The organism is Gordonia sp. DT30 (assembly GCF_049844915.1).
Lineage (GTDB): Bacteria > Actinomycetota > Actinomycetes > Mycobacteriales > Mycobacteriaceae > Gordonia.
Genome location: NZ_JBNCLY010000006.1, coordinates 112,583 through 125,189, shown reverse-complemented (window position 1 = coordinate 125,189; position 12,607 = coordinate 112,583). Strand labels below are relative to the sequence as shown.

Below are 12,607 nucleotides of genomic sequence, written 5' to 3'. Positions count from 1 at the left end.
AGACCCGCCGGCCGGAGGCGCAAAGCATATCTCCGATAGCGAAAGGCAAAATCAGGCAGTGCGATACGTGGCAATCGGCGACAGTTTCACCGAAGGTGTAGGGGATGAACCCACCGGTCCCGACATCCCGCGCGGGTGGGCGGACCTCGTCGCCGAAGGCCTCGCCGCCGCGCACGACGGGATCGACTACGCGAATCTCGCGGTGCGCGGGCGGCTTCTCCAACCGATCGTCACCGATCAGATCGACGCCGCACTCGCCCTCGATCCGCTGCCCACGATGGTCACCCTCAACGGGGGCGGCAACGACATGCTGCGCACCGGAGATCTCACCGCGCTGGTGGAGCTGACCCGCGCCGCGGTGCGCCGTTGCCGCGACGCCGGAATCCGCGTGGTGCTGCTCGCCGGCGCCGATCCGTCCGACCGGCTGCCCTTCGGCGACACCTTGCGCCACCGGGGCGAGTACCTCACCAACGAGATCGCCACCATCGCCCAATCCGAGGACGTCGAGTTCATCGATCTGTTCCACGACACCGAGATCCGGCGCGCCGGATACTGGTCGGCCGACCGGCTGCACCTCAATTCGGTCGGGCACCGGCGTGCGGCGTCGCTGATCCTGCGCGGGCTCGGCGTCCCCGCACAGAGTCCCGAACGTCCCACGGCCGGCGCCGATGCCGACGGATTCGTCGGCAATCTGCGGTTCACCACCGAACACCTGCTGCCGTGGGTGATGCGACGACTCCGCAAACGATCGTCCGGCGATGAGCGCGTCGCCAAGTATCCGATCTGGATATCGGTGGCGCCGGCCGGAATTCGCTGATCAGCGGGTCTCCGCCCGCAGCGCATCCACCAGCCGGTCCACCAACCCCGCCTGCGCCGGGTTCAGCTTGCGGCGGGCATCGTCGGGCGTAGACCACTGCGCCCGATCGACTTCCGGGAACCTCTGCAACCGCCCCGACCGTGGTGGCCACGGCATCTCGAAGGTGTTGCTCACCACGTCGGAGACGTCGAGTGTGCCCTCGACCGCGAAGGCGACGACCCGCTTTCCGCTCTTGAGCCGCACCTCGCCGAGTGCGATGACCGCACCGTCGGGCGGGTTCTGCCCGAGCTCCTCGGCGAATTCGCGCCTCGCGGCGGGCAGGTGGTCCTCGTCCGGTTCGACGAGCCCCTTCGGGATCGACCATGCGCCATCGTCCTTACGGGCCCACAACGGACCGCCCGGATGGACGATCAGCACCTCGACGTCACGCGGCTCGCCGCAATCGACATATCGGTAGACGAGGAGTCCGGCACTGATGAGGGGAGTTCGCGGCGTCACCCCGACATTCTCCCCTGGGCCCGGCAACGAGGCCGCAGAAGGACGTCGATCACCGTCGGCTCGCCGCCGTGTTGCTGCCGCCGCGTTGCCATGCCGTCGTGTTGCCATGCCGCCGTGTTGCCGGCCGCCGTATCGTTGACACATGCCGCACAGCCCGCAGCCGGAGGAGCCCGATACCCCGGTCGACGATTCACCCGCCGACGATCCCGACATCCCGCACGAGTATCGGCACGAGTCCGCGTTCGCCTTCGGCGATGCCACACCGATCGGTGAGACCGACCGGATCGCCCGAGAGAGGGCGATCTACGAGGCCGGACGCCACGGCAACGATCCCTATCGGGGGCACGCGCTCGGCGGCACGGACGGCACAACCGAAGGCCAGTGACACCCGCGACGCGCCGGGCACGCAGAGCGCGGGCTGACCGCCGAGTAGCGGTGTAGACACGAATCATGGAGGTCCTCAGTAGTCGGGTGTTGCTCCGCTCACGTGACCCGGAGGCGCTGCAACACTTCTATCGCCACCAGCTGCGCCTCGCGATCGCCCGCGAGTACCCGGGCGGCATCGTCTTCTACGCAGGCAACGGGTTGATCGAGGTGCCCGGGCACATGAGTTCGGATCTCGAGGCGACCATCGAACCCTCGGGTGTGCTCTGGTTGCAGGTGCGCGACGCGACCGCCGCCGCGCGGGAATTGCGCGCCGCCCATGTCGAGATCGAACGCGAACCGCTGACCGAGCCGTGGGGCCTGGTCGAGATGCACGTCCGTGACACCGACGGCCGCTTGGTGATCGTCGTCGAGGTCCCCGAGGCGCACCCGCTCCGCCTGGACAATCGCTGACCACAACCGCCGCTGACCACCACCGCGGTGATCGCGCCGGGCCATGACAGACTGGAGCCCATGAGCACCTGGAAGGCACCCACCGTTTCCGGGCCGGTGGATGCCGTGGTGGAGCTGCCCGGTTCGAAGTCCATCACCAACCGCGCACTGCTGTTGGCAGCGCTCGCCGACGGACCGTCGACGATCACGGGTACCTTACGCAGCCGCGACACCAATCTCATGCTGGCGGCGCTGACGGGCCTGGGCATCGGGATCCGGGTCGACGCCGCCGACCCGACGACGGTCTCGATCGAGCCGCGTCCCATGCACCGCACCGACATCTACTGCGGGCTGGCCGGCACCGTCATGCGGTTCCTGCCCCCGATGGCGGCGCTGGCCACGGGACCGGTGGCCTTCGACGGCGATCCGCAGGCCCGGGTGCGGCCGCTGGCCACCATCCTCGCCGCGCTGCGATCCCTCGGTGTCACCATCGACGGCGATTCGCTGCCCTTCACCGTGGCCGGCACGGGATCGGTCCGCGGCGGCCAGGTCACCATCGACGCCTCCGGCTCGTCGCAGTTCATCTCCGGGCTCCTGCTCACCGGGGCCCGATTCGACGAGGGCCTGACCGTCTCACACGTCGGCGGCCCGGTACCGTCCATGCCGCATATCGAGATGACCGTCGCGATGCTCGACACCGCCGGGGTGAAGGTCGACACCACCGTGCCCGACACCTGGACGATCGGCCCGTCGGTCATCCGCGCCGTCGACTGGGCGATCGAACCCGATCTGTCCAACGCCGCCGCGTTTCTCGCGGCCGCCGCCGCGACCGGCGGCGCGGTGAGCGTGCCGCGCTGGCCCGCTCTCACCACCCAGCCGGGCGCCCAGATCGCCGACATCCTTGCCGAAATGGGTTGCACCACTGAACTTCTGGATGGCACGCTCACCGTCCGGGGGCCGCTGCGACTGTCCGGCATCGACCGGGATCTGCGTGCGGTCGGCGAACTCACCCCGACGGTCGCCGCACTCGCCGCGCTCGCCGACGGCGAGTCACGGCTGACCGGGATCGCGCACCTGCGCGGGCACGAGACCGATCGGCTCGCGGCGCTCGCGACCGAGATCGGGCGCCTCGGTGGCGATGTCACCGAGATCGACGACGGCCTGATCATCCGGCCGGCGGCTCTGCACGGGGGGACCTGGCAGTCCTATGCCGACCATCGGATGGCCACCGCCGGTGCCATCATCGGTCTGCGGGTGCCGGCGGTCGAGGTCGACGACATCGAGACGACCGCGAAGACGTTGCCGGACTTTCCGGGCATGTGGCAGAGGATGATCGGCCACCTGTGAGTCGTCGCACGGACAGCTACGACGAATCCGACGTCCGGGTCCGCCCGGGCAAGGGCACCCGTCCGCGCACCAAAACCCGTCCGGCACATGATGATGCAGAAACCGCCATGGTGGTCTCGGTCGACCGTGGCCGCTGGGGTTGCGCATTGGCCGGCGACCCGGACCGCCTGCTGGTCGCGATGCGCGCCCGCGAACTCGGGCGCACCCCCGTCGTCGTCGGTGACAACGTCGGGGTGGTCGGCGATCTGAGCGGCCGGCCCGACACCCTGACGCGCATCGTTCGGGTCGACGAACGCCGGACGGTGTTGCGGCGCACCGCAGACGACACCGATCCTTACGAACGGATCGTGGTCGCCAACGCCGACCGGCTGCTCATCGTCACCGCGATGGCCGACCCGCCCCCACGCACCGGCTTCGTCGAGCGAGCGCTGGCCGCGGCGTATGTGGGCGGGCTCGAACCCGTTCTCTGCCTGACGAAGTCCGATCTCGCCGATCCCACCGAGTTCACCGGGGCATTCGACGGACTCGACCTCACCATCGTGCGCGCCGGGCGCGACGATCGGCTCGACGACGTCCGCGCGCTGCTCACCGGACATCTCACCGCCCTGATCGGACATTCCGGCGTCGGTAAGTCCACCCTGGTCAATCGGCTTGTGCCCGAAGCGGATCGGGCGATCGGCGTGGTCTCCGGGGTGGGCAAGGGACGTCACACCTCCACCCAGTCGGTGGCGCTGGCCCTCCCCGAACAGCCCGGTGATCACGACGGGCGGTCCTGGGTCGTCGACACCCCCGGAATCCGGTCGTTCGGGCTGGCCCACGTCAGCGCCGACGACATCGTCGACGCCTTCGATGATCTGCGTACGGCCATCGAGCACTGTCCGCGCGGCTGTACTCATCTCGGTCCGCCGGCCGACCCGGAGTGCGCACTCGACGACCTCACCGGCGCATCGCATCGCCGTGCCATGGCCGTGCGCCGGTTGCTGATCGCCGTCGGCGGCGGGGAGACCGGCACCCCGCCCGTCGACGATCCACCACGCGAGTAGCCCCGGCGCGAATCAGTCCTGCAGGAGTGGGAGCAGCGCGGTGCCCTGCCGCTCGATCTCACGCAGATACGGCGTGTCCGACAGCACGAAATGCGTGATGCCGAGGTCGCGATAGCTCTGCAGCGACTTGGCGACGTCCTGCGCCGAGCCGACGAGCCAGGTCGATCCGGCGCCACCGCCGCCGTATCGGCCCGGCGTGGTGTAGAGGTTGTCGTCGAGCACCTCCCCACGCGCCGCGAGGTCATAGAGGCGTTGTTGCCCGACCGCGGCCCGCCGGTGCCGGTTGTGCGGTAGCGGACCGTGCTCGTCGACCCCGCCGGAATCGGCATACCGGGCCGCCATCTGCGCCACCCGGGCTTCGGCGTCGTGCCATGCCTGCGCCGTCGTGTCCCGCACGAGAGTGGTGATCCGCAGGCCGAATTCGAGGGGCCGGTGCACGCGCCCCACCTCGTCACTCAACGCCTTGAGGCGGTCGATGCGCTCGGCGACCCCGTCGCGCGGTTCGCCCCAGAACAACTGGACGTCGGCCTCGGCGGCGGCCACCCGCTCCGCGGCCGCCGAGGCGCCACCGAAGTACAGGGCCGGATGCGTACGCCCGTCCCGGACCTCGATCCGCGGCACCACGGTCGAGTCCTCGACGCGGAAGTACTCACCCCGGTAGGTGACGTTCTCCTCGGTCCACAGTCGCCGAACGAGCTGGAGGAATTCCCGGGTACGGGCGTACCGGTCGGCCTGTTCGCCATCGGTGTCGCCGTAGGCACCGAGGTCGTCCTTGCCCGAGACGATGTTGACCCGCACCCGGCCGCCGGTCAGGTGATCGAGTGCGGCCGCCGATGCCGCAAAGTTCGCCGGCCGCCAGTAACCCGGCCGGACCGCGATCAACGGTTCGAACGTCGTCGTGCGGGCCGCCAGCGCGGTGGCGACGGTGAAGGTGTCCGGCCGCCCCCAGCCGGTACCGATCAGTGCACCCTTCCATCCGTACCTCTCGAGGGCGGTGGCGTGCCAGGTGAGCGTGTCCAGACTGTTGTGTCCGTCGACGCGATCATCACCCCGATGCCCGGGGTCGAGCTGATTCGGTATGTACCAAAGGAATTCGGAACTCATACGCCTTCCGTGTCATCCTTTCCGTGTCAGTGGACCATCACCGATGTCCGCCGTGCGGGGAGGCCGGCACTCCGGCCGCGGTCACCGTGGGTGCCCGACGCCGCCCGGCACCGAGGTAAAGCTACGGAGAGACAAAGCCGTTGCGCTGCTTGTGTTCACCATGAACCGAATGGGTGACGCGCCGGTGTCCGGCTGGTTGACTGCTCGAGGTGTTCGCGGCCCCGACGCGGCGGACCCGATCTGGCCGCGTACGGCGACGACCTCCCATGATGACGAGGACTTTTTGGTGACCCGACAGTTGCATCTCAACGTCAACATCCTCAATGCCGGTGTGTTCGGTGGGTCCTGGCGGCTTCCCGGAACCGACGGACTGGCGAGCTATTCGATCGACCACTACACGTCGATCGCGGCGAAGGCCGAACGCGCCGCCCTCGATGCCGTGTTCCTCGCCGACGGCCCCGTGCTCGATCCGAGCGTGCGGCACCGACCGGGCAACAACCTCGAACCGACGACCGTGCTGGCCCGGATCGCGGCCCGCACCGAGCGGATCGGACTGATCGGGACGTTGTCGTCGTCGTACAACGACCCCGCCGAGTTGGCCCGCCGGCTCGGCGATCTCGATCACCTCAGCGGCGGGCGATTCGGGTGGAACGTCGTCACCACCGCCGGCGCCGCAGCCGCACGTAACTTCGGTCACCGCGACGAACCCGACCACGCACTTCGCTACCGACGCGCCGCGCGGGTGGTCGAGCAGGTCGTCGCGACGTGGGACGCGCGCGCCCGATCGGTATCGCCGCAGGGCCGGCCCGTCATCGTGCAGGCCGGCGGGTCGAGCGACGGCAAGAGGCTCGCGGCACAGGTCGGCGAGGTGATCTTCTCGGCCGAGCAGGACATCGACAAAGCCAGCACCTTCCGGTCGGAATTGCGCAGCGGCGCCGCAGCTTTCGGACGCAATCCGGACGAGGTCGTGGTCCTGCCGGGACTCTCGACGGTTCTCGGCAGCACCGAGGCCGAAGCCCGGGCACGCCGCGAACAACTCGATGACCTGCTGCCCGACGCCTATGCGCGCGCCCGGCTCGCCGGTCAGCTCGGGTTCTCTCTCGACGGACTCGCCGACGACGAGCCCATCCCCGGCGACCTGCTGCCCGAACCCGACGACGCGGGCGGATCGCAGACGTTCTACCGCGTCGTGCGTGACATCATCCAGCGGCAGAATCCGACCCTGCGGCAACTGTTGAAGATCTTGTCCGGCGGTGGCGGCCACCGGATCGTCGTCGGCACCCCCGAACAGGTCGCCGACGACATCGAACGCTGGTTCGTCCACGGCGCGGCCGACGGCTTCAATGTCATGCCCGATGTGCTGCCATCCGGATTCGACGACTTCGCCGATCACCTGGTCCCAGAACTACAGCGGCGCGGGCTGTTCCGCACCGAATACACCGGCACGACCTTGCGCGACCACCTGGGGCTCGGTCTTCCGGCGGCACCGCGGGCGAGCGCGCATCCGGTGGCCGACAACCGACAGGAGAGCGCAGTATGAGGGTGATCATCGAGATCTCGGTCGGCGAGTCGCCCGGGCAGCTGTCTCTCGAGGACGCCGAGTCGATTGCCGCGGCGGCCCACGATCTCGGTGCCACCGGACTCCTGATCGCCGACGCCACCGCGGGTCGCCACGGGATCGATCCGTCCGTCGTCGGCGCCCACCTCGCGGCCCGCCACGAACGGCTGCACTACGTGATCGAGGCACCGACGACCGGCAACGCCCCCTACAATCTGGCGCGGCGCATCCTCTCACTCGACCGCGCCACCGGTGGCCGGACCGGGCTGCTCCTGCGTCCCGGTGGCGGGGACGAGGTCAGCGACGCGGTGGCGCCCGGGCCCGCGGCCTCGCCCGAGGATCGCTGGAGTGAGTACGCCGAGATTCTCACGGAACTGTGGGAGTCGTTTCCGGCGAACGCATTACGCGGTGATCAGCGGGCCGGGATCGTCGCCGACGACACCCTGATCCGGCCGATCGATCACGAGGGTGCGTTCTATCGGGTGGCCGGCCCGCTGGACGGTCCGTCCTCGCCGCAGGGCAGACCGCCGCTCTTCGCCGCCGACCCGGGCCTCCTCGGCTGGGATCGGGTCGCCGCGATCGCCGACGCGGTGATCGTGCCGGCCGGCCGACTCGCCGACGCCGCCGCCGAACTCGCCGACGCGGCCGGTCGGCATCATCGCCGCCGCTCGGACATTGCGTTGTCGGCCCGGCTCGACGCCACGACGCCGGTCGCCACGGTGGCCGGCTGGGCAGACACCGGCGCCGCCGACGGCGCCGTCCTCGTCGCGAGCGCCGACGTGGCGGCGACGATCGATCGGATTCAGGAGATCGTGCCGCTGTTCGCACAAGCACCCGACACCACCCTGCGGACGGCCCTGCACCACCGCGAGATCGTGGCGGCGCACCGATGACGGCCACCGACCCCGCAACGCGGCCGACGCCTCGGGCCGAATCCCCCGAAATCGACGAAGCCGGCGATCCTCTCACCGTCGAGGGCATCCGGGAGGCCATCGCACCGATCCTGGAACGCATCGGCGCCACCGCCGGGAGCCGCGAACGCACCCGCGACTACTCCTTCGACGATGTCCGCGCGCTGGCCGACGCCGGCATCGCCCTGACCGGGATCGCGCGAGACGACGGCGGTGCCGGCGGCACCATCCGCGACGTCGCCGATCTCGTCATCGAGATCGCCCGCGCGGATTCCAATGTGGCACAAGCACTACGGGGCACCTTTTTGCTGGCCAATCAGATTGCCGGCCGCCCGGACCTGCCGTTGCGGTCGGTCAACCTCGGCCGGCTGCGAGCCCGCGCGCTGTTCTCCGCCACCGGCAACGAGCGCAACGGCGGTGCCGGCGGCAGCGTCACGACAACCGCCCGCCGCGTCGACGGCGGATACGTCGTCAACGGCCGCAAGTATTACTCGACCGGCGGACTCTACGCCTCGTATTTTTCCACATCGGCGGTCACCGACGACGGCACCACCCTGCGGTTCACCATCCCCACCGATCGCCGCGGCGTGAACCGGCTCGACGATTTCGATGCCGTCGGACAGCGATTGACACAAAGCGGCTCGACCCGCCTCGACGACGTGCACGTCGGCGACGACGAGGTCGTGATCATCGACGACGCCCAGCCGGACAACCCGTGGCTCGGGTCGTTCGCCCAGCTCTATCTCGCCGCAGTGCAGGCGGGCATCGCCGCCCGGGCACTCGACGACGCGGTCTGGTTCGTCCGCGAACGCGCCCGTCCCATCAAGCACAGCAGCGCCACCGACAGCACCGACGACCCCTATGTCCGGGAGACCGTCGGCGAGATCGCGTCCCGCGCGCAGGCCGCGCGGGCCGTCGTCCTGCTCGGCGCCGAATCCCTGCAGGGGGTCCGGGGCCGGTCGGGCGCGCAGGCCCGTACCGCTGGGGCCGCCGCCGCGGTCACCGTGGCGCAGGCCGGTGTGGTCGCGATCGAATCCGCCTTGCAGGCAACACAACTCGTCTTCGACGTGGGTGGCGGTTCGATCACCGACCGCGAATACGGATTCGATCGCCACTGGCGCAACGCACGAACCGCCGCCAACCACAATCCGCGCCAGTGGAAGTCCGCGGTCGCCGGCGCCTACCACCTGACCGGCGCCGAACCCCCGACGACGGGTCTGTTCTGACCTCGTCCCCGACATCACCTCCGAGAGGCAATCGATGACCATCGAGACCACCCGCACCCTGGGCCGCACCGGTGTGCCGATCACCCCGTTGACCCTGGGCGCCATGAACTTCGGCCGGTGGCAGTCCGAGGCCGAGAGCCTGCGCATCATCGACGCGGCGATCGGGGCCGGGATCACCTCGATCGACACCGCCGACGTGTACGCCCAGGGCATCTCCGAGGAGATCGTCGGCAAAGCGATCAAAGACCGTCGCGACGACATCTTTCTGGCGACGAAATTCCATAATCAGATCGGTGACGATCCCCGGCACGCAGGCAACTCGCGCCGGTGGATCATCCAGGCCGTGGAGGACAGTCTGCGGCGCCTGGGCACCGATCACATCGACCTCTACCAGGCGCACCGGCCCGACGAGAACACCAGCCTGCTCGAGACGCTGCAGACGCTGAACGGGCTCATCACCCAGGGCAAGATCCGCTACTACGGGACCTCGGTCTTCCCGGCACATCTGCAGGTCGAGGCGCACTGGCTCGCCGAGAAATACGGGCTGATCGCTCCGCACACCGAGCAGTTGCCCTACTCGCTGCTGGTCCGCGGGGTCGAACGCGAGGTACTGCCGGTCACCCGGCGATTCGGGGTCGGCGTTCTGTCCTACGGCCCGCTCGCCGCGGGATGGCTCTCCGGCAGGTACCGGGTCGGCGGCGACCAACCCGAGTCGGCGCGGGCAGAACTCATCCCCGGCCGATTCGACATCACCGCCGCACACAATCAACGCAAACTCGCGGCAGCCGACGCACTCGGGCAACTCGCCGCCGACAACGGCCTCACCCTCATCGAGCTCGCGGTGGCATTCGCGCTCAACCATCCGGCGATCAGCAGCGTGATCATCGGCCCCCGCACCCAGGAACACCTCGAGGCGTATGTGAAGGCGACGACGGTGTCGCTGTCCGGCGACATCCTCGACCGCGTCGACGAGATCGTAGATCCCGGAACACAATTCCTGGAACGAGACACCGGGCGCGACACCCCGTCGCTACAGCCCGCGGCACTGCGTCGAACAGAGTGAACCACGGCCGAACACACTGAACCCACCCAACCTCTGCCGAAAAGGAACGTTCTCCCATGACTCATGACCCCGTCAACACCCCCTACATCGCCCGCGACTCACGTTATGAATCGATCCCCTATCGCCGTGCCGGGCGCTCCGGACTCGACCTGCCCGCCTTCTCGTTCGGACTGTGGCAGAAGTTCGGCACCGACTACCCGTTCGAGACGCAGCGCGAGATCATCCTGCACGCTTTCGATCTCGGCATCACCCACTTCGACAACGCCGACCGCTACGGTCCGCCGCACCGGGCCGCCCAGCACAATTTCGGGCGCGTACTGGCCACGGACCTGGCGGCGTATCGCGACGAGATCATCCTGTCGACCAAGGCCGGCAACCCGATCGGGGCGAGCCCCTACCTCAAGGGCGGTTCCCGCAAGTCGTTGCTGACATCGCTCGAGCACAGTCTGCGGGACCTGGGGACCGATTACGTCGACATCTTCTACAGCCACAGCCCCGACCTGTCCACACCACTCGAGGAGACCGTCGGCGCGCTGGTGTCGGCCGTCGAGCAGGGCAAGGCCCTCTACGTCGGCCTCTCGAACTACCTTCCCGATCGGGCGCACGAGGCGGCCGGTCTGCTGCGGGAGGCCGGGGTGCCGCTGCTGGTGCATCAGCCGCGCTATTCGATCTTCGACCGCCGGATCGAGCAGAACGACCTCCTCGACGTCGCCGGCGACGACGGTTTCGGTCTCGTGGTCTATTCGCCCCTGGCCCAAGGTCTGCTCACCAACAAGTACCTCGAGGCCATCCCGGAGGGCGCCCGCGCCACCAACAGCACCTTCCTGTCCCCCGACGTCATCGACGACACCTACCGGCAGCGCGCCGCCGGGCTCAACAAGCTCGCCGAGTCGCGGGGGCAGTCGCTGGCACAGCTTGCGCTGCAATGGGTGCTGCGCCGCCCGGAGGTCACCAGCGCGCTGATCGGTGCGAGCTCCAGCTGGCAGCTCGACCACAATCTGGCGGCCCTGCAATTCCCCGAGCTGACCGACGACGACCTGGCTGTGATCGACGAACACGGTGTGCACGGCACCGGCCTGAAGCTCTGACATGCCGCCAGATCACACCTCGCACCCGCACCACCCGGGGATCGGGGCGGGCGTGCCCGACGGGCGCCCGTTCCGCCTCGGCTTCCTGCTCCACCTCGACCGCGATCTTCCCCCGGCCCGGTCCTACCGCGAGGCGATCGAACTCTTCGTCGCCGCCGAACGGCTCGGCTACGACTCCGGCTGGGTCATCCAGCGGCATTTCCGGCAGGGCCGTGAACATGTCTCGGCGCCGCTGGTGCTACTGGCGGCGATCGCCGAACACACCACCCGGATACGGCTGGGCACAGGCGTACTCGTGCTGCCGCTGGAGGATCCGCTGAAGGTCGCCGAGGATGCCGCGTCGCTCGACGAGATCAGTGGCGGGCGGCTGGAACTCGGGGTGGGTTCCGGACCATTCCCGGGCGCGTGGGAAGCGTTCGGCAAGGACATCGACAACCGCCACGCCTTGTTCGACGAGTCGGTGGCACGCCTGCACGATGTCCTGGCGGGCCGACCGGTCAACGAGCTCGGCGAGGTCCTCCATCCGCCGGGAGACGCTGTGCGCACACGACTCTGGCAGGCCACCACGAGCAGCCCCGAGCACGCGGAGCACGCGGCGGTGCGGGCCGCCCGCGCCGGCGACGGCCTGCAGTTGTCCCGGGCGACCGCCTGGCAGGGCGGCACGATCACCGACGCCCAGCACCGGCAGGCCGGCATCGTCGACGCCTACCGTGCGGCCTGGCGCGACGCCGACCGCCCGCCCCGGGTCCAGGTGTCACGAGCGGTGTATCCGCACCCCGATCCGGACGAGGCCCGCCGGCTCGTCGCGCCCGGCGTGCGTCGTTGGCAGAGTTGGAGCACCACCGGCGGTACGCGGCACACCGAGACGGTCGAGGACTATCTGCGCTCGGATCACGCCCTCCTCGGGCCGAGTGAGTCGCTGGCCGCGCAACTCGCGGCCGATCCCGCGCTGCGCCGCGCCACCGATCTGCTCGTCAGTTTCGTCCCCGGTGTTCCCGATCACGACGAACACCTGCGACTCCTGGAGACCACCGAACGCGAACTCGCACCGCGACTCGGGTGGTCGCCGGCCGCCAACCAGGCGAGACCAGCAGTGTCCGCGGCGCTTTCATCCTGACCATCTCGACATTCGGCAA

The 12,607-nt window shown here is 69.3% G+C and carries 13 protein-coding genes; 11 read left to right on the top strand and 2 right to left on the bottom strand.

Translation table 11 applies throughout. The annotated features are described in order from the left end of the window. Nucleotides 1-58: 58 nt before the first annotated feature. Entirely contained in the window at nt 59-817 is a 759-nt protein-coding gene (locus ACLQ3C_RS08285; protein WP_425704570.1) for an SGNH/GDSL hydrolase family protein, read from the top strand. Here the strand turns inward: ACLQ3C_RS08285 and ACLQ3C_RS08280 are convergent, their stop codons facing one another. Next, nucleotides 818-1,315: an NUDIX domain-containing protein gene (locus tag ACLQ3C_RS08280; RefSeq protein ID WP_425704569.1), complete on the bottom strand. Its 498-nt coding sequence runs from the start codon at nt 1,313-1,315 to the stop codon at nt 818-820. Between the two features lie 142 nt (nt 1,316-1,457). Here ACLQ3C_RS08280 and ACLQ3C_RS08275 point away from each other — a divergent pair, with 142 nt between their 5' ends. The 4 genes from ACLQ3C_RS08275 (at nt 1,458) to rsgA (ending at nt 4,521) form a co-directional block, all read left to right on the top strand. Further along, nucleotides 1,458-1,700: a hypothetical protein gene (locus tag ACLQ3C_RS08275; protein WP_425704568.1), complete on the top strand. Its 243-nt coding sequence runs from the start codon at nt 1,458-1,460 to the stop codon at nt 1,698-1,700. 65 nt (nt 1,701-1,765) lie between these two features. Beyond that, nucleotides 1,766-2,152: a VOC family protein gene (locus tag ACLQ3C_RS08270; RefSeq protein ID WP_425704567.1), complete on the top strand. Its 387-nt coding sequence runs from the start codon at nt 1,766-1,768 to the stop codon at nt 2,150-2,152. 60 nt (nt 2,153-2,212) lie between these two features. Further along, nucleotides 2,213-3,478, top strand: coding sequence for a 3-phosphoshikimate 1-carboxyvinyltransferase (gene aroA / locus ACLQ3C_RS08265; RefSeq protein WP_425704566.1), 1,266 nt, complete (start codon nt 2,213-2,215; stop codon nt 3,476-3,478). After that, nucleotides 3,475-4,521, top strand: coding sequence for a ribosome small subunit-dependent GTPase A (gene rsgA, locus ACLQ3C_RS08260; protein WP_425704565.1), 1,047 nt, complete (start codon nt 3,475-3,477; stop codon nt 4,519-4,521). The genes aroA and rsgA overlap by 4 nt, the downstream gene beginning before the upstream one ends. A gap of 12 nt (nt 4,522-4,533) precedes the next feature. Here the strand turns inward: rsgA and ACLQ3C_RS08255 are convergent, their stop codons facing one another. Then, nucleotides 4,534-5,625 carry an LLM class flavin-dependent oxidoreductase gene (locus ACLQ3C_RS08255; RefSeq protein ID WP_425704564.1) on the bottom strand — a complete coding sequence of 364 codons (1,092 nt, stop codon included), beginning with the start codon at nt 5,623-5,625 and terminating at the stop codon, nt 4,534-4,536. A 286-nt stretch (nt 5,626-5,911) separates the two neighbouring features. On the opposite strand from ACLQ3C_RS08255, the gene ACLQ3C_RS08250 reads away from it, so the two are divergent. Genes ACLQ3C_RS08250 through ACLQ3C_RS08225 form a run of 6 tightly spaced genes read left to right on the top strand, consistent with a single transcriptional unit; the run spans nt 5,912 to nt 12,588 of the window. Continuing rightward, nucleotides 5,912-7,165, top strand: coding sequence for an LLM class flavin-dependent oxidoreductase (locus ACLQ3C_RS08250; RefSeq protein ID WP_425704655.1), 1,254 nt, complete (start codon nt 5,912-5,914; stop codon nt 7,163-7,165). Then, nucleotides 7,162-8,076: an LLM class flavin-dependent oxidoreductase gene (locus tag ACLQ3C_RS08245; RefSeq protein ID WP_425704563.1), complete on the top strand. Its 915-nt coding sequence runs from the start codon at nt 7,162-7,164 to the stop codon at nt 8,074-8,076. The genes ACLQ3C_RS08250 and ACLQ3C_RS08245 overlap by 4 nt, the downstream gene beginning before the upstream one ends. Then, the gene (locus tag ACLQ3C_RS08240; protein WP_425704562.1) at nt 8,073-9,320 is read left to right on the top strand and encodes an acyl-CoA dehydrogenase family protein; all 1,248 of its coding nucleotides are present in this window, start codon (nt 8,073-8,075) and stop codon (nt 9,318-9,320) included. The genes ACLQ3C_RS08245 and ACLQ3C_RS08240 overlap by 4 nt, the downstream gene beginning before the upstream one ends. Nucleotides 9,321-9,354: 34 nt before the next feature. Then, nucleotides 9,355-10,383: an aldo/keto reductase gene (locus ACLQ3C_RS08235; RefSeq protein ID WP_425704561.1), complete on the top strand. Its 1,029-nt coding sequence runs from the start codon at nt 9,355-9,357 to the stop codon at nt 10,381-10,383. A gap of 56 nt (nt 10,384-10,439) precedes the next feature. Further along, nucleotides 10,440-11,471, top strand: a complete 1,032-nt coding sequence (locus tag ACLQ3C_RS08230; RefSeq protein ID WP_425704560.1) for an aldo/keto reductase — start codon at nt 10,440-10,442, stop codon at nt 11,469-11,471. A 52-nt stretch (nt 11,472-11,523) separates the two neighbouring features. Then, nucleotides 11,524-12,588 carry an LLM class flavin-dependent oxidoreductase gene (locus ACLQ3C_RS08225; protein WP_425704559.1) on the top strand — a complete coding sequence of 355 codons (1,065 nt, stop codon included), beginning with the start codon at nt 11,524-11,526 and terminating at the stop codon, nt 12,586-12,588. Nucleotides 12,589-12,607 lie beyond the last annotated feature (19 nt).